This window comes from Pseudomonas sp. T8 (assembly GCF_024610635.1).
Taxonomy (GTDB): Bacteria; Pseudomonadota; Gammaproteobacteria; order Pseudomonadales; family Pseudomonadaceae; genus Aquipseudomonas; species Aquipseudomonas chlororaphis_I.
Genome location: NZ_CP102374.1, coordinates 6,581,936 through 6,598,330 on the forward strand (window position 1 = coordinate 6,581,936; position 16,395 = coordinate 6,598,330).

General features: G+C 57.3%; 11 protein-coding genes. 8 read left to right on the forward strand and 3 right to left on the reverse strand.

Annotated features, from left to right (window positions below; all coding sequences use genetic code 11):
- The first annotated feature begins 204 nt into the window (after positions 1-204).
- The 6 genes from NRG23_RS29905 (at position 205) to NRG23_RS29930 (ending at position 8,822) form a co-directional block, all read left to right on the forward strand.
- Positions 205-2,712, forward strand: coding sequence for a type VI secretion system Vgr family protein (locus NRG23_RS29905; RefSeq protein WP_257373160.1), 2,508 nt, complete (start codon positions 205-207; stop codon positions 2,710-2,712).
- A 99-nt stretch (positions 2,713-2,811) separates the two neighbouring features.
- On the forward strand, positions 2,812-4,986 hold the full coding sequence (locus NRG23_RS29910; RefSeq protein ID WP_257373161.1) for a DUF3274 domain-containing protein: 2,175 nt from the start codon (positions 2,812-2,814) through the stop codon (positions 4,984-4,986).
- Complete coding sequence (locus NRG23_RS29915) at positions 4,986-6,593, forward strand: DUF2875 family protein (protein ID WP_009049944.1); 1,608 nt, start codon at positions 4,986-4,988, stop codon at positions 6,591-6,593. Before NRG23_RS29910 ends, NRG23_RS29915 begins: the two co-directional genes overlap by 1 nt.
- A gap of 339 nt (positions 6,594-6,932) precedes the next feature.
- Positions 6,933-7,868, forward strand: a complete 936-nt coding sequence (locus NRG23_RS29920) for a T6SS immunity protein Tli4 family protein (protein ID WP_257373162.1) — start codon at positions 6,933-6,935, stop codon at positions 7,866-7,868.
- A 73-nt stretch (positions 7,869-7,941) separates the two neighbouring features.
- Complete coding sequence (locus NRG23_RS29925; RefSeq protein ID WP_257373163.1) at positions 7,942-8,202, forward strand: PAAR domain-containing protein; 261 nt, start codon at positions 7,942-7,944, stop codon at positions 8,200-8,202.
- A 341-nt stretch (positions 8,203-8,543) separates the two neighbouring features.
- Complete coding sequence (locus NRG23_RS29930; RefSeq protein WP_053269542.1) at positions 8,544-8,822, forward strand: DUF3077 domain-containing protein; 279 nt, start codon at positions 8,544-8,546, stop codon at positions 8,820-8,822.
- A 172-nt stretch (positions 8,823-8,994) separates the two neighbouring features.
- Here NRG23_RS29930 and NRG23_RS29935 read toward each other — a convergent pair whose 3' ends face one another.
- On the reverse strand, positions 8,995-13,074 hold the full coding sequence (locus NRG23_RS29935; protein ID WP_257373164.1) for a KAP family NTPase: 4,080 nt from the start codon (positions 13,072-13,074) through the stop codon (positions 8,995-8,997).
- A 349-nt stretch (positions 13,075-13,423) separates the two neighbouring features.
- On the opposite strand from NRG23_RS29935, the gene NRG23_RS29940 reads away from it, so the two are divergent.
- Positions 13,424-13,774 (forward strand): BON domain-containing protein, encoded by a 351-nt coding sequence (locus NRG23_RS29940; protein ID WP_016702349.1) that lies wholly within the window; start codon positions 13,424-13,426, stop codon positions 13,772-13,774.
- Positions 13,775-13,964: 190 nt separating this feature from the next.
- On the opposite strand, the gene argC is transcribed toward NRG23_RS29940, so the two are convergent.
- Positions 13,965-14,891 (reverse strand): N-acetyl-gamma-glutamyl-phosphate reductase, encoded by a 927-nt coding sequence (gene argC / locus NRG23_RS29945; RefSeq protein ID WP_257373165.1) that lies wholly within the window; start codon positions 14,889-14,891, stop codon positions 13,965-13,967.
- Positions 14,892-15,003: 112 nt separating this feature from the next.
- Here argC and NRG23_RS29950 point away from each other — a divergent pair, with 112 nt between their 5' ends.
- On the forward strand, positions 15,004-15,888 hold the full coding sequence (locus NRG23_RS29950; RefSeq protein WP_257373166.1) for a LysR family transcriptional regulator: 885 nt from the start codon (positions 15,004-15,006) through the stop codon (positions 15,886-15,888).
- 12 nt (positions 15,889-15,900) lie between these two features.
- Here the strand turns inward: NRG23_RS29950 and NRG23_RS29955 are convergent, their stop codons facing one another.
- Positions 15,901-16,272 (reverse strand): PH domain-containing protein, encoded by a 372-nt coding sequence (locus NRG23_RS29955; protein WP_257373167.1) that lies wholly within the window; start codon positions 16,270-16,272, stop codon positions 15,901-15,903.
- Positions 16,273-16,395: the final 123 nt, after the last annotated feature.

Here is a 16,395-nt window from a genome sequence, read left to right on the forward strand (position 1 = left end):
AGCGCAGAGTTGATCCTCGCGCACTTTTGCAAATAGGCTACTGCCCTGACGAGTTACCTGGGCATACGAACCGGGCTGGATTGTTCAGCCGTAGTCAGACCAGGCCCAGGTATCCGTCCAGGTAGTACAAAGCGCAGTTGGCGCTCGGCATTGGACGCCATCTTCATACCTGACGCCTCAATACATTGACCAAGGATGAGTCATATGCGTCAAAGGGATTTGAGATTCACCTTCTCCGTGCTGTCCGGCCGGATGGAGTTCGAGGTCGTAGCGTTCACCCTGGAAGAAGCCATTAGCGAGCCTTATCGGCTGACGCTCGAACTGGCCAGTGACCACCCCTCCATCGATTTTGCCCAGGTCCTCGATCAGCCGGCGTTGCTGACTATCTGGCAAGGCTCCACGGCTGTCCGCCATGTCCACGGTTTGGTCTCCAGCTTCACCCAGGGCAAAACCGGCTTTCGGCGTACCCGCTACCGCGCGGTGGTCGAGCCGCAGCTTGCCCGGCTTGGCCTGAGTTCCAATTGGCGCATCTTCCAGCAGAAAAGCGTGCCCGAAATACTCAAGTCGGTGTTGGCCGAGCACGGCATCCTGGACTATCAGCAGAACACCCATACCGAGCACCTGCTTCGCGAATACTGTACCCAGGCGGGGGACACCGACCTTTACTGGTTCGACCGGCTTTCCACGGAAGAAGGCTTGTTCTACTACTTCAAATCCGACGCGACTTCTCACAGGCTGATCCAGAGCGACAAGCTCTACGTTCAGGAACGCATCCAGGGTGAGCCGGTGCTGTACAGCACGCAGCCGGCTGGAGACGCTGAACGGCCGGTGTTGTATGCGTTCAGTTACACGGAAAACGTCCGCACGGCCGAACAGACCCAGCGTGACTACACCTTCAAGCGTCCCGCGTTCAACCAGCAACAGCGCCTGGTCGGTGAGGACCTGGAACACCAGGCTCCGCACTATGAACGCTACGACTATCCAGGACGCTACAAGGCCAGCGCAGCAGGTAAACCCTTCACTGAAAACCGCCTGCGAGGTCACCGTCGAGATGCCCAGGTCGCCATGGTCGAAGGTGACGATCCGCGCCTGATTCCAGGCCTTTCCTTCCAGCTGACGGGCCACCCCCGGGAAGACTTCAACCGCTGGTGGCGATCGGTCCGAATCACCCACAGAGGCGTGCAGCACGCCAGCCAGCAAGAAGAGTCCGCCGACGCTGAAATGGGTGTGAGCTACGACTTCACCGCCGAGATCATTCCCGAACAGATGGAGTGGCGCCCGGTACCTCTGCCCAGGCCCCGTATCGATGGGCCGCAGATCGCCAGCGTGGTGGGTCCGGAAGGCGAGGAGATCCACACCGACGAGTTTGGCCGGGTAAAGGTTCAGTTCCCCTGGGACCGGGAAGGCAAGGACAACGAGTTCAGCTCCTGCTGGATCCGGGTATCACAGAACTGGGCCGGTGCTGACTGGGGCCATATGGCGATCCCGCGAATTGGCCAGGAAGTCATAGTCGACTACCTCGATGGCGACTGTGACCAACCGATCATCACGGGCCGCACTTACCGTGCGAGCAACATGCCACCGTACCAACTGCCGAATCACAAGATCCTCAGCACCATCAAGAGCAAGGAATACAAAGGCAGCCGCGCCAACGAACTGCGCATCGACGACACCACCAAAGAGATCAGTGCCGCGCTGATGAGCGATCACGGCAGTACCGCGCTGCACCTGGGGTATCTGACCCACCCACGCCCCGACGGTGGTGCGCCACGGGGTGAAGGCTTCGAGTTGCGTACCGACGAGCATGGTGCGTTGCGAGCGGCCAAGGGGCTGTTGCTCAGCACTGAAGAGCAGTTGAATGCCGGCGGTGGTCACCTTGACCGTGGAACGGTCATTCAAGTGCTGGAGGCAGCTCTGCAACTGGCCAAGGGCCTGGGTGACTATGCCGCCGATAATCAGGGCATCGATCACGACACCGATCCTCAGAAAACCCTCAGTGAAGCGGTTCGCGATCTGGGGCATGGCGCCAACGACGAGTCAGGCAAAACCAATGGTGGTAAACCTGCCATCGCCCTGAGCGGTCAGGCTGGTATTGCTGTGGCGTCTCCTAACAGCGTCACGTTGGCGGCTGGCGAGCATATCGACAGCGTGGCCCAGCAGAACCAGCAACTGACCTCGGGACAGAAGTTCGTGGTCAACGCTGGCACTGACCTCGGTTTGTTTGCGCAAAGTGGCGAGATGCGCCACATCACCCATCAGGGGCTGATGCTATTGCAGGCGCAGAAGAACAACATCCGCCTGGAGGCGGACCAGAGTGTGGAGGTCAGTGCAAGCAACCAGCATGTATTGGTCTCTGCCAAGGAACACATCACCCTGATGTGTGGTGGCGCTTACGTCACTCTCAAGGGCGGCAATATCGAGCTGGGCATGCCGGGCAACTTTACCGTCAAAGCTGCCAAACACAGCATGCTGGGGGGCGCGAGTCTCGATACCGAGCTGCCGAAGTTCAAGGTGGGGGATACCCAACGACGTTTCATGCTCAAGCAGATCGATGGCCAATCGGCGATGCCCAATGTGCCCTACAAAATCACCATGGCCAATGGTGAGGTTGTCGAAGGCACTACCGATGCAACGGGAGCTACCCAGTTATTGCAGAAAGATGCGATGAACATCGCCAGTGTGCGCATGTTGCTTTCAAAAGCTGGGGCATAAAGATCCAGAGCGGGTGGGCACAGCGGATTTGTAGCGGCCCCCAAATTCAGACAGCTGCCTGGTCAGAAGGATTACCAGGCAGAAGCAAGGAGAGCAGCAATGAATGATGCGGTTCGGATGAGAACAATCAGTTCAGGTAAGGCCATCACCCTGCCTGGCGGTGGTGACGTGCATCTGATTGCAACTCCGCCAAAACCTTGCGTGACCATCGTTGTGCATGGGGTCAACGATCTTGCCGGTTGCTATGAGCGTATCGAGCGTGGTCTATGCCAGGGGCTGAACGAACGCCTGGATATGCCGCAGACCCTGCCCAACGGCGCCACTAATCCGGGTTACCTGATATCGGCTGGATACAGCCTGCCGTCTGACGATGATGGTAAAGCGACTAACCCCGACGCGGTGTACTACCGGCGAAAGTTCAGTGCTTCCAGCGATGGTGGGGCCATCCGCAGTGTGGTCATCCCATTCTATTGGGGCTTTCGCGAGGAAGAAAAATACATTAACAAGACCGAGCCCCACGGTGAGTGGCTGGACCGCAACAATAACCGCCTGGATAAGACCGGCACCAAGGAGGGGGGGCAGTTCGCTAACGCCACCACCAATTTACCCGACATGTGGGGCGAGGGTTTTAACGGTTATCCGTTCGGTATCCTTCCCCTCAATTTTATTGGTGGCAACCTAACCCACCCGCTGTTTTCGGCCGCAGGCCGTCGTTACATGGTGCTGGCTTCCATGCGCTTGGCCATGTTGATCAAGATCATCCGCAAGCGTTATCCGAATGACACCATCAACATAGTCGGACATAGCCAGGGCACGATGCTCACCCTACTGGCCCATGCATTTCTCAAGGATGAAACGATAAAACCGGCCGATGGTGTGATCATGCTCAACTCGCCCTATAGCCTGTTCCAACCCTTCAACGAAAAGACCCAGAAATGGCTGGAGCAGCAAACAACAGCTGCCCGTATCGCCACCCTCAACGGCATCCTTCAGTTCATTGCGGGTACCCCGAACCCGGTTCCAGCACTGTCGAGTGTTGCGCTGAAAAACTGCCAGGGTTACGGCGCTATTGGCGGGCCTGGATGGACCGGCAGCACAGCATCTCAAGCCAATATCCGTGGAGAGTCCGTTTCATTTGACGAACGAGATAACCGAGGATGCACCTACCTTTACTTCACGCCTCAAGATCAGACTGTGGGTCTTGGCAACGTACAGGGAATTGGTTGGCAGGGTATCGGGGATGTCGTTGATGGGCAGCCTGCACGTACCGTGTTGCCGCAGCGCTTCTACCAGCGCATCTTTACCTTGCGCAAGCGCAATGGGCAGAAGGAAGAAATCGGCAAGCATGTGCCTCCCTATTCTTACTCTCTGCTGCTTGAAGGGGAAAAAACCTGGGAAGACACCGGTTTAGGAGGATTGGACCGGAGTGGGCGTGCCAGTTTCAAGCCGGGCACCAGTGTGATGTTGACTGCTCCTCTATTGCCTGTGCCGGCAAAGGCTGATTTCTCGGCCGACGGAACCATGAGCGCGCCAGGGGAAGACTCAAGCAGTGGTGTTTATCAGATCATGGACAAGCTGGACCCCATCGATGCGGCTATTGGTCTGAGTAATGACAAGTCCCTCCGTATCAAGTCTGCCTGGCGTCCCAAGGATCCGAAGTACGCCCGTCAGGAGACGCTAGATGAACAAGTAGCTTTTAAACGTGGCCGTGATACTGCCAGCGTGCAGCAGGCTCGTGACGACATCAATGAGCCCGCTCAGCGCGCTCATGTTTTTTCCGCACGGTCGTTGGGCAATGGTCAGGTACTGATCACCCGCGGAGAGACGCCTTACGAAGCCCGGTTGCGCCTGCAAAGCGAGGAGTATCAAGAAGCCCAGTCCTTTCACTCGGGCATCCCGAACAACCCGGAGCACAGTCGGCAGATATTGGCTTATGACGTGGCCATCGGGGCGGGGGAGAGCGTCGACGATATGACGTTCTATGCGTATCTCTGTCGTGTGGCGGATTGGCGGTTGGATTGGGATAGGACCGATGGAGGGCTAAACAGTGAGAGTGACAATTTGGACGCAGACCTTCCAGGCGATGCAGTCGAAAAACTCTATCTTCAAGAAGAGGGTAAGAATCGCAATCTGATCGACTCCACAGTGACGTACCGCCAGAGTGGCACATTGCCGGATATTGTAGTTAAGGCCGAGATGCCCTCCTTAGTTGCCACTCAGACTTGGGGTGGAAAAAAACTGGGTAAATCCATCAGTTTCGGGGGGAAAGTCTGATGCGCCGCATGCTCCCGTATTTATCTATTACCGGCTTGCTGCTGACCAGTCATCTGGTTCAGGCAGCCCAATCCCAACTGACTGCTACCCGCTGCTTTGCCAACCCGGCCACGCCCGTGACTGCCTATACCTCGGCCAAGGAGGCTACCACTATGTCCGCTGATACTCGTTACCGCGCCCCAACTACCTCTCCTCGCCTGGAAACTCTGGACGTCCTCAGCGTCGGCATGAGCCTGGATGTATTTCGTCAGGGGCAGGCCTGGCAGACTTTGCAAGAGCAGAGCGCGAGACAGCCAGAAGCCCTGCACGTTGGCAGTATCCTGCCCATGGATCCGAAGAAGTATCCGATCACTGGTGATGATAAGGACATGGCTTGGGAAAAGCGTAAGTCGGATGCCCTGGAGCTAGGGTTAAGAGACTTTCCGGAGAAATGGCCGATTCCCACCATCACGGTGGTCCGTGGTTGGAACCCCGCTACACAAAACCTACGCTTTACACCTGAACGAACTCAGAAAATGCTTACCAGTATGGTGAACAGTTACCGTACGGAGGCGGGGTTACACTGGCACCGCATTCGCAATGTGCAGGACGGTATTGTTTGCAATGACACTCCTGAAGGTTTGATAGAGAACCTGTTCCAACTATTTGAACGTAACCCCGACCTTCCTGCTGTGCTGGTGTACAACGTCGAAGGCATCAACATGTTAGGGGCTCTATCGAGTAAGGATGTTCCATTGAAAACACTTGGTGCTGGCAGTGGTCCACGTCAACCCGGTAAATTAACTGACTCAATGGTTGCCTTGGTCGTCGGTCGCCCGGAGCGCGTTGAATGGCTGCGCTACTACGCCCAGTTCACCAAGACCAACAAGAATCCCATCGATCCCGAGTTCACTGGTTGGGGCTGGCGCAAACCCGCCGTGGAATTCCAGCCATCGGAGTTCATTCCCCAGCCCTGGACCCAACGCGCCTTCGAGCAATGGGATGCTTTACCAGTGCTGGCCAAAATCCACCGCCCGGTCACTGTATCGCTGCAACGCCCGGACACCGGCGAACGGTTGAAGCGCGAGGCTTTGACCACGCAACTGGCCAGTGGCTGGAAAAAAGCTACCGACACGCTCACTCCCAAACCTTCCCGACTGTTCTACGACGGTGGTTTGAACAGCGTGCCACTGGCCGAACTTTCGCCAGCGCTCAGCGTTGCCCACAGCTCTTTGGACCTGCTCGACTCGCGGGAGAGCTACGACCTCACCCAGCGCTTGGGAGACACCGGCTCTGCCTCACCCTTCGTAGGTATCGCCCTGGCCACCATGGCCAGCTACCTGAATGCCGATACCAGCGTGGTCATGCCGATGCGCCGTCAGGATCAGGCGACGATCATCAGTGTGACCTCACCGACACCGGGCAAGAAACCGGTCGGCAACCATCATTTTGGCGTGAAGCTGATGTCGCAGACCGCCAACAGTGATGAACCCGCCCCCCAAATACCACCGGAAGGTAAATCTGTTGAGGGATCTGCTCCCAAGCCGCCACTCGTGCAAACGGACTACGCCTTGGAGGAGTTCCTGGCGGACCTGAAGCCGAACAACAACTGGATGGATGAGCTGTAAAAGCCATGTAGACATCAGGACCTGTTGTGACAGAGGGCACTTGCCTCTCTGGGGCATCGCTCTTCACACCCGACATTTATCCTTCGATGGGCATAAAGCCTGTCGAGGGAGAAGTGCCTGGTAGCGCAACGGAAAAGGAACAGGCATGTACATCATTCGAGACGATCAGATCCTCGGGAGTAATGGCTGGTTTCCCCAAGACTTGCCATCGGCTGCCGAAGATCCCCTGCAGTTAGAGGACTCATGATGCGCGTGCATCAACTCATCATTGTTCTTGGCATCGTCACCCTAATCGGGATAACCAGTTGCTCATTACTTCCTTCTTCTCGGAGCCCTGCCATGGACAAGACTGGATGGATCACCCATTGCTTTGGCAGATTTCTAATTGATTTACCGCCCCAAGCGGAAGTTAGAGCGGGGTACTACCTTTGGGGCGATAACATCGAAGCGCTCGACGAATCACCGATCACTCTGGCTGCCAGAGTTGATCAGACTGAGCAGGAACTGAAGAGCCAACTGCACAGAAGGGCACAAGGCAGTATGTTTCTTCGCCGGCTAGACCTTGGGGGGAGCTCGACAGGGCTGCTTTCTTGGAAATCCAATGCCAGCACAGAGATGTATCTGTTGGACACTTACGCTATTTCCAAACCGACATGGCGTGTTTACCGTTGGATGGGAGGCGTATCGAAAAGTCGTGAAGCGCAGGGAGTTGAAAGTGCCACTTCTTTGGCCCACAGCTTACGCTCTCGCGAACCCAACGAAATTCCCTCTGAATCCGGCTTTTGTATTGACCGAGCCTATATCGCGGGTAACAGTTTTCAAGGTGAGCGGTTCGATATTGGCGTGACTTTTCCCGAGTATCCCGGCGCCCACTTCGAATTCACCTCCAGCACCGGAGCCGAAGAAGATCGCCTGTTGGATCGGGCAAGTGGTTTCCTGGCAGGCGCCACCAGGATGGTGTTAGGGATCGAGACCCTGCGCAAAAGAGAGCGTGGCGGCGCGGTTCCTGCCGATGAATACCTGGTGGCCAGTACCGACAAGGGGCAACGCCTCTATACCTTCGCCTGGGAGGCTCAGGGCAAGGATGGCTCGATCACCGAGCCAAACATCTCAGCCGCGCTCGGTGTACTCGAACGTAGCCCCGACAGCAGCGGCAAACTGCCAGCGCCGCCTTTCAAGTCAGACAAGGAAGCTCTGGCGTTGTGGGACACCATCATTGACTCCGTGCGCCTGCGCCCGGTGTCTTCGCCTGATGGTAATGCAGGGGATTCCTGAATACTTATCCTTCGGGAGGCACAACGCCCAAAGAAGGAGAAGTGTTCGTGAGTACAACGAAAAAGGAACAGATATGGACATCATCCGCCTCGGCGACTCCACCAGTCACGGCGGCACTGTGATTGAAGCGTTCAACCAAACTGATTTGAACGGCAAACCCATGGCCGGCGTCGGGCACAAGGTCACATGCCCTTTATGCAAAGGCGTGTTTCCTATTTCCGAGGGCAGTGCACTGCTGGATGTTGGCGGTGTTCCCGTGGCGCTGAATGGAATGAAAACCGCCTGTGGGGCCAGCCTGATCGCCAGCTGTCCGAAAGGAGACGCTGAGAGTTAGTCAGGTAGAGGGTGGTGTTTTTTGTTTGCCCCAGGGGAGGGCGTAGTGATCGTTCGGTGGGTACAGATTGCTGACGTTTCGGGTGGCGTAAGTGGGGACCTGCTGCTTGAGAGATGGACATAAACAGCGACGGTTTTAAGGTTGTTCGCCACCGCCCAAAAAACTAGTCTGCCCTGTCCCTGCAAAAGCAGCGACCGGGCCTGAGAACCCGATTAGATGCAGGCGCACAATATGGGAGCTTCAACCATGTACGCCCGTAATCCGTCTAGATATTGCTGCTTTTCGTCTCTCCTGCCTCTACTCAAAAGCACTTGCTGTCTGGCAGTCGCAGGAGGTGACCTATGAGCACGCAACCCCCCATCAAAACCCTGGGCTTCGTCACCTTCGGCCAATGCGCCGCCCCCGAACAAACCCTGTTCCGCGTCAACGCCGACGTGCCCTTGCAGCAAGCCCTGGAACAAGCCTCGACCCTGCTGTACTACGCCAAAAAACTCGCCCTGGACGCTGCGATGGAAGAGCAAGGTGAACGCTATGCCTGGGCTTCGCACTTTCTGGCGGAGATGGGGAAGGCGGTGATTGATGATGTTTGTTTGGGGTTGGAGGGTGGGGAAGGGCTATGAGTTGGTTTTGATTTGAGGCTCTTTTGAGTGAACCAAAAAAACGCCACTTATCGTGGGTGATGAGTGGCGTTTTATTGTATGGAAGACTGCTTTTAGCTGTGGATTCAACCGGTCGATGCAACACAACTAAATTCTGTGTAAGCAGAAGGAGTGTTGCAGATGAAGCAGAGACCTATTTCCGATTTTTCCAACGTTTCCACAGTCCGCTCATTGCACGGCTGTTTCCGAATATGTTGTTGATAATACTGACATCACCCTCAACCAATCCATCGGGCTTGAGGTCTTTGAGCACGGCTTCGGTTCCCAGGGTTTTGGCCCATCCCGCCATGTATCCCTTCGCGGTATCAGAGGCCCCATTCGCCAGCTCACTGAGGAGCAATCTAGCGTAAGCCAGTCGGTCTTCTTGCGTGAGGAAGCGCTTGTTTACATCTGCGCGCAGGTTGTTGACAGCCGCCCATGTGAACGGACTTTCATCCATTCTGAGTAGTTGCAGGGCCAAAGCAGGTATTTCCTTCGACTCTTTCTCACTGTGGTGTCCTTCATCACGAATTATTTGATGAAACAGTCGCTTGCGTTGCCCGTCATTGGTATCTGCAGCGAGCATCAGTTTTTTCAGGTTGCTGTGTGCTTCCACTCCCAGTGCGCGGCACCACAGCGCGAGGGCTAGATCAGGATCGGTGGTGGAACCAAGCTTGCCCTTGACCAGCACGGCCTTCGTGGTCTCTAGGTCTTCCGAGATGGACAGGTTCGGAGTCATTGCCTTCCAAGCGCGCTCCAGTAGGCCGACTTCCTCGGTGTTGTTGTAATCAATAGCGTCAGCCAATCCCGCGATTTGGGCGATCGATAGTTCCTCTTTGCCAGAACTTAGGAAGTCAACAGCTTCAACAGGTCTTTGCTGCCAAACCACGCAGGCCGTCTCAACAAGATTTGAAGACAGCGTGTCAGAAACCACTTCATCCGCCAGCATGCTGCTCAGGGACGCCAGTGTGTATCGGCCAACGACCCCAGGAGATGAGATAGCTGTCTGTTGAGCTTCCGAAAACAGAGTTTGAGGTGCATATCCGATGGGTAACTGCCCCACGGTTGGCCATCGGCCTATGAAATAACTGTGCAGTGGGTCGAAGGCGTCTTCGTATGCTTTGGCGTTACTGACCAGCATTTGCAGGGCCGGGCCGAGTACAGCAGGGGTCGCATGTGTAAACACCTGAGAAAGCCCAGGCAGAACGTGAGGAAGGTAGCTATGCCAGTTGCTGACCTTGGCGGGCAACTTTGGCAGTAGCTTGTCCAGATGAGGTTGCAGGTAACCATCCTCCCAATACTCGGAAGGAATGTGTGTCGCCACATCGGTGTATAGGGCCTCATCCTCGGCGTCGAGTTCTGCAATATCAGTCAAATCCGTCAGGTATGCGGCCAACGACTCCTGGTCTCCCTCAGGCAGGCTTCCATACGCTGCAAACAATTGATTGCGGCACACGCTCGGGACATGCGAGATCGGTTCATCGATCCAGCTCTCAGCCACTTGGCTGAGGGCTTGCGTGTTGTGAACCACAAAGGTGCGGAACACCTCGGATGCATCCTGTTCGCAGCCTTCAATACGGCTCAACGAGATGGCAAAGCTGGCATATTCTTCGTAGTGAGCATCGTTGAACTGCGGGAGCCGTGCAGCGCCCAGGTCGACCAGCAGGCGAAACGCGCGCTTGTAGTCGAGCGGCGCTTCTTTGACGTCGACCACGCGACGACTGAATCTAGTTAGGCAGTCCAGTAGCAGCTCATCATGCGCGTGGGGAACGTACCGTTCCAACGCGTTGATCACGCACTCAATCAAGTCTGGAGCGTTGATGGTGGAGAGTCGGGTTACCTGTTCCCACAGCCGCTCACGGCTTTCTTCTCCTTCGCCAGCCAAGCGTTCCCATACAGTGTTTATGCGAGTCGCAGTCAATTGTACGTCGAGAGATTCTAGCGGCTCAAAGTCATCGTTAGCCTTCTCTTCAAAATAGTGGAACGCGGTTGTGAGCTGCTGGACATAGTTCGCTCCAATTTCCGGCAATAGCGAGGTCTCGTAGCGGTCTATCCATTGCTGCAGCTCAATGAAACGGAGCGTGTAAGACCCTGCGTCAGCAGAAACATTGCGTTCGCACAGCCATGCCATGAGTAGCTCTTTCGGTTGAGGCGGTAACCCTTGGGCATCAAACACGGACAAGGCGATTTCTGCCGCGCCCTTGGCCATGACAATGGCTTCATCCATGTTGGGAGCCTGGCCACTGGGCAGGCGCATGGTGCTCTTCTTCCCGCTGGTGAGCATTTCTTCAATGAGGGCAGAGGCGATGTGTTGTTGGTCGACGGGGTTGGCGACGGCGGTGATTCGAGCGATCTTCTCAATACCCAGGAGCGACCTGAGTTCTCCAGACGTGATGATGTCGTTGCACAAGATGCCAAGTATCAAATTGCGGGTGCGCGGAGGCAGGCGATCAATCACATCAGCAACTACGCGCATGGCATTGAATTTTAGCGCTTCTTCGGTGCGATGGAGCTCGCTGAGCATACCGTGCAGCAGTTCCATCTCCTGATCGCTCAGGAATTCGTTGGCGCGAGGGGAAAGGGCCTCTAAGAACCCTTGGGTATCACCAGATACCAAGTAGCCATAGATTCGTGATGCATGACCGCCGTATTGGCGAGTCGCGAAATCTTCCGATAGCAGAAGTAGGCTTTGCAGGGAATCTGGCCAATGAATGCCGACCAGGCTTGCCAAAAATTGGCGCAGGTCACGGCATCCTTCCACCAGGATCGTTTTCCCCGTGTCATCTACAACATACCGCTTGAGGACATGATGGGACTCCAGTGGTTCGTCCTTAAGCGACGTTTGTCTGACCATCAGGCTGGTCAGGCGATGCAGCAATTGAGGATCATCTTGGAGGTCTCGGTAGAAGCCTGGGAAACTTACTCGGGCAGCGCTCAGTGCGCCGAGGGCAATCGGGTGCTTGGTTACAGCACCTTCATGAAGTCCACCCGGGCGCTCACTTCCAATGGCGTCGAGCTCGCGTGCCTTGGCTAGCCACCAGGTCTGTGTAAACGCGTTGACGATCTGTAGCGCATTGCGCGGATCGGTGACATTGGTGTGGATCATTCGATCTACCACCTGTTCAACCGATGCACCTTTGTCCGAGATTTCCTTCACGAGCTCCGGGAAATCCTTCAGCTTTGATAGCGCGAACTGGCGCATGTCGTTTCGCGGCGGCGGTGGGATCTCCAGCCGGAACTGAAAGATTCGGTCGAGGTAGCGTCTGGCGTCTGTCGGGTTAAAGATGGAGCCTGGTTGCTCGGGATTGCCGCGCCGGCGGGAGAGGGCATCGGCGACTTTGCCTTCATCGCAGGAGATGACGAACACAAGCCCCAGGTTTTCAGGAAGCTTGTCGGTTGGGATCTCCATGAACGTTCGTACGGCGTCCAGACCTAAGACCATCTCTTCCGCAGAGAGGCGATCGAGGTCGTCTACGAAAATGACGAGGCGTTCATAGGGTACCGCATTGGTTTTTGCGGGCTTGAATTTGCGCAGTTGCTGAAGTAGTAGCTCTTCGTACTGCTCCGCGCTAACGCTGGGGAGATGCACCCGGGTAACGGTGTTGAACGGGCTGACTGCCGGGGGCTTCATGACTTTGATGAGGTAAGCATAGATGCTGGTGACCGCTGTAAGGAAGAGCGATTGGACGATCCAATTGTGAAGCGGCAGCAACGCAAGACCTGCACCGATAATCAGGAGATAGATGATGAAGGCAATCAGGAATGCTGGTACTGGAGCAGCCCAGCTAGTCAGATGCTGCTTGGTCAGCTCGCCTATAGGTTTACTGACTGACTCGGTATGCGTCACATTCCGATAGAGGTCGTCATGAAGCTTACCTTCGTCACCACCCAGCTCTAGGAAAACATGACGAAGCAACGCGCGCTTGATGTCCTGCTCTTTCCCTCCGAAGCGCCAAGCGTTGAACGTTATGCTCTTGAAGCGTTGGCTGCGTGGATGTCGCCCGCCCGCCGTCGAGGTGTCGTCCGCCAACGCTCGCGCGTAGAGCTCTTTGATCGAACTTTTGCCTGTCCCCCACCCCCCGAGTAGTCCAATGCTGAAGGGGGGGCGATGGCCCTCATCTTCGATCAGGCAGCGCAGCGCTTGGGCATAGTGCCGGTGACCGAAAGCATCCTGATCTTCCGTCTCAATGTGACGATCCAGCACCGCGGGCATGGAGCGACGAGAATCTAGCATTCGATCATCCCTAATTCGTATGTGGCATTCAGCTATCGTTGAGGTGAAGCTTACTTTGGGCTTTAGCAGGAGGCCAGTTAACTAATGAGAAGTGTCCACGCATACATTTAGACGTCGGAGCTGACCATCCGCTTTTGGCCGAAAACCACCATTCACAAAAGAGCCATCGAACGACCAGAGCCCCCGCGCCCCAAGCCCCCCAACCCCCGAACTATAATTAATAAGCACCCCCATTTGCCCGGCGAGTACCGCTACGTCCATCTGTTACCCACCACACCCACCCGCCAGGCAGAGGGCAGTCCAACCAATGGGACGGGACGCCCAACTGATTACGCGAGAGGGGCCCGCCATGAAACTTCATTCCTTCCAGCATTACTCCCATGGCCTGGAAATGGCCGTTCACGATGCCTGGATCACCACCAAGGTGAAGTCGGCCCTGGCCTTTGCCGAACCGACCCGCGGCCTGCATATCAATGTCAAAACCCATGCGGGCATGGTCACCTTGAGTGGCCGGCTCATCACCCATAAGCAGTGTGAGCAGGCCGTCAGCCTGACCCGTGCGGTGCATGGCGTCGTCGACATCGAGGCCAGTGACTTGCAGACCCATATGTTCACGCCGGGAAGCCTGCCTGAAGCGCCCAACGCTGAAGAGAGCCGCGAATACTCTTCGCAGTCGTCGACGAAGAAGGACGACAAATGACCAAGGCGATCGCTTGAGCGTCGCGCCGGGAAGCCAGGGCGGCACTGGGTTCGAGAGCCCTTTCGACAGAGCCTCAGGAGGATCATCAGCATGTTGAAAGCCCCACCTCAGCCGGTGGGGCTTTTTCTCATGCGCGAAGTCGGGTTGTATCCGGCCCGTTGCAACACCCAGGCAATCCCGACGAAGCCTTTCAGCCCAGCGCGGCCAGCATCAAATCCAGATTCTCCACCGCCGCCCCGGCGGCGCCTTTGCCCAGGTTGTCGAACACAGCTGCCAGCAGCACCTGACCCTCACCCTCGAACACCATCAAGCGCATACCATCTGTGTCGTTCAGCGCCTGCGGATCAAGGCCCGTGAGTTCTTGTGCGTGCCGAAGCGACATCACCTGCACACAACCGCTCCCGGCGTAATGCTGCTCCAGACAGGCATGGATACGGGCGGCATCGACACCCGGGGCAAGCAGGCGCAATTGCAGGGGAATGGTCAGCACGATGCCCTGGCGAAACGCACCGTAGGCGGGGACGAACAGCGGCCGTTCGCTCAGGCCGCTGTGTTGCTGGATCTCCGGCACATGTTTGTGAGCCAGGCCCAGGCCGTAGATCTGAAAAGGGGCGGCTTTGGACGCATTTGGCCCTTCGTGGGCTTCGACCGCGGCGCGGCCGCCGCCGGAGTAGCCGGAGATGGCGTTGATGCTGATCGGGTAGTCCTGCGGCAGCAGCCCGGCTTGCAGCAAGGGGCGCAGCAGGCCGATGGCGCCGGTGGGGTAGCAGCCGGGGTTGCTCACGCGTTTTGAAGTAGCGATACGTTGCGCCTGTTGCGGGTGCATTTGCGCGAAGCCGTAGGTCCAGTGGGGGTGGGTGCGGTGCGCCGAGCTGGCGTCGATCACCCGCACGGCCGGGTTGCGGATGCTGGCGACGGCGTCGCGGGCGGCATCGTCAGGCAGGCAGAGCAGGGCGATGTCGCAGGCGTTGATGGCTTCGGCGCGGCGTTGCGGGTCTTTGCGCTGGTTGGCGGCGAGGGTCAGCAGGTGCAGGTCGTTGCGGCCGCGCAGGCGCTGGTGGATCTGCAACCCGGTGGTGCCCTGGTCGCCGTCGATAAATACGAGGGGTGTGCTCATGCTGTGTGCTCGCAAGCGGGAAAAGTTGGGCAAATCTTCCGGCTGCAGCTGAAATAGAGAAAGTTGAATTTAATAACGCTAAGCTTCAGTTTTTCTGAATCTGGAGCGAGCCATGCGCGAAATCAGCCTCGACCGGTTGCGCACCCTGGTGGCGATTGTCGACCTTGGCTCCTTTGCCGAAGCGGCCCGCGCGCTGAACCTGGCGCCGCCCACGGTCAGCCTGCATATCGCCGACCTGGAGGCGCGGGTGGGCGGTTCGCTGTTGTCGCGCACCCGCGGCCAGGTGCAGCCCACGGCTATTGGCGAAACCCTGGTGGAGCGCGCGCGGCGCTTGTTGGCTGATGCCGAACAAGCGCTGGAGGATGTGCAGCGCCAAGTGTTGGGTCTGGCCGGGCGGGTGCGCCTGGGGGCGTCCACCGGCGCCATTGCCCAGTTGCTGCCCCAGGCCCTGGAAACCCTCGGCCAGCGGCACCCGGGTATCGACCTGCAGGTGGCGGTGCTGACTTCCCAGGAGAGCTTGAAGAAGCTCGCCGAAGGTTCACTGGACATCGGCCTGGTGGCCTTGCCGCAAACCCCGGTCAAAGGTTTGCGCATCGAGCCCTGGCGCAAGGACCCGGTCATGGCCTTCCTGCCGGCCCGCTGGCAGTGCCCCGACCCGGTAACCCCGCAGTGGCTGGCGGCCCAACCGCTGATCCTCAACGACCACAGCACCCGGCTGTCGCGCCTGACCTCGGAGTGGTTCGCCCTGGGCGGGCAGCAGCCCACGGCGCGCATTCAGCTCAACTACAACGACGCGATCAAGAGCCTGGTGGCCGCCGGTTATGGCGCCACCTTGTTGCCCCACGAAGCCGCCACGCCGCTGCCCGACACGCGGATCGCCATGCGCCCGTTGCAGCCGCCGTTGTGGCGCCAGTTGGGCATTGCCCATCGGGACGGCGAGGTGGAGCGCTCGACCCAGCATGTGCTGGAGGTGTTGTGGGGGCTGAGCGCCGATTGACGACGGGTCGTCCTAGCCCAGCAGATGCTTGGAGATGTACTTGGAGATTTCCACAATCGAAGTCTTGCCGGTGAATTCGAACTTCACCTGGCCCAGCGATGAAAAGTAGATCTCCAGCTCGGAGTCCAGGTCGAAAGTGCCGGAGGTTTCCACCGAGTAAGCGACGATGTTTTTGTAGGGCAGGGAGGTGAAGTCCTTTTTACTGCCAGTGATGCCCTGCACGTTGACCGCGATGATGCGCTTGTTGGTAAACACCACACCGTCGCGCATGGCCTTATAGGCATCGATCACCTGCTCGCCTTCCAGCAACAGGTCGCTGACCCGCTCGGCGTATTCGTCGTTTTGCTTGAGTTTGAAGAAGCCTTTGTTGTTGAAGTCGATCATGGGGGAGTCCTTGTTCTTGAAGTGAGCTTCTAGGATTTTTGCCGATTGCATTGTCGGGCCTGGCCTTTGACATGGCGGTCGGAGGGGTAGGGAGCGCTAGCTTGGACTGACCTTTCCCGACTC

Bases quoted from the DNA above. Each gene is read 5' to 3' on its own strand.
- NRG23_RS29910 (WP_257373161.1), top strand. From the start codon at position 2,812: ATGAATGATGCGGTTCGGATGAGAACAATCAGTTCAGGTAAGGCCATC.
- NRG23_RS29920 (WP_257373162.1), top strand. From the start codon at position 6,933: ATGGACAAGACTGGATGGATCACCCATTGCTTTGGCAGATTTCTAATT.
- NRG23_RS29925 (WP_257373163.1), top strand. From the start codon at position 7,942: ATGGACATCATCCGCCTCGGCGACTCCACCAGTCACGGCGGCACTGTG.
- NRG23_RS29940 (WP_016702349.1), top strand. From the start codon at position 13,424: ATGAAACTTCATTCCTTCCAGCATTACTCCCATGGCCTGGAAATGGCC.
- NRG23_RS29955 (WP_257373167.1), bottom strand. From the start codon at position 16,272: ATGATCGACTTCAACAACAAAGGCTTCTTCAAACTCAAGCAAAACGAC.
- NRG23_RS29950 (WP_257373166.1), top strand. From the start codon at position 15,004: ATGCGCGAAATCAGCCTCGACCGGTTGCGCACCCTGGTGGCGATTGTC.
- argC (WP_257373165.1), bottom strand. From the start codon at position 14,891: ATGAGCACACCCCTCGTATTTATCGACGGCGACCAGGGCACCACCGGG.
- NRG23_RS29930 (WP_053269542.1), top strand. From the start codon at position 8,544: ATGAGCACGCAACCCCCCATCAAAACCCTGGGCTTCGTCACCTTCGGC.
- NRG23_RS29935 (WP_257373164.1), bottom strand. From the start codon at position 13,074: ATGCTAGATTCTCGTCGCTCCATGCCCGCGGTGCTGGATCGTCACATT.
- NRG23_RS29915 (WP_009049944.1), top strand. From the start codon at position 4,986: ATGCGCCGCATGCTCCCGTATTTATCTATTACCGGCTTGCTGCTGACC.
- NRG23_RS29905 (WP_257373160.1), top strand. From the start codon at position 205: ATGCGTCAAAGGGATTTGAGATTCACCTTCTCCGTGCTGTCCGGCCGG.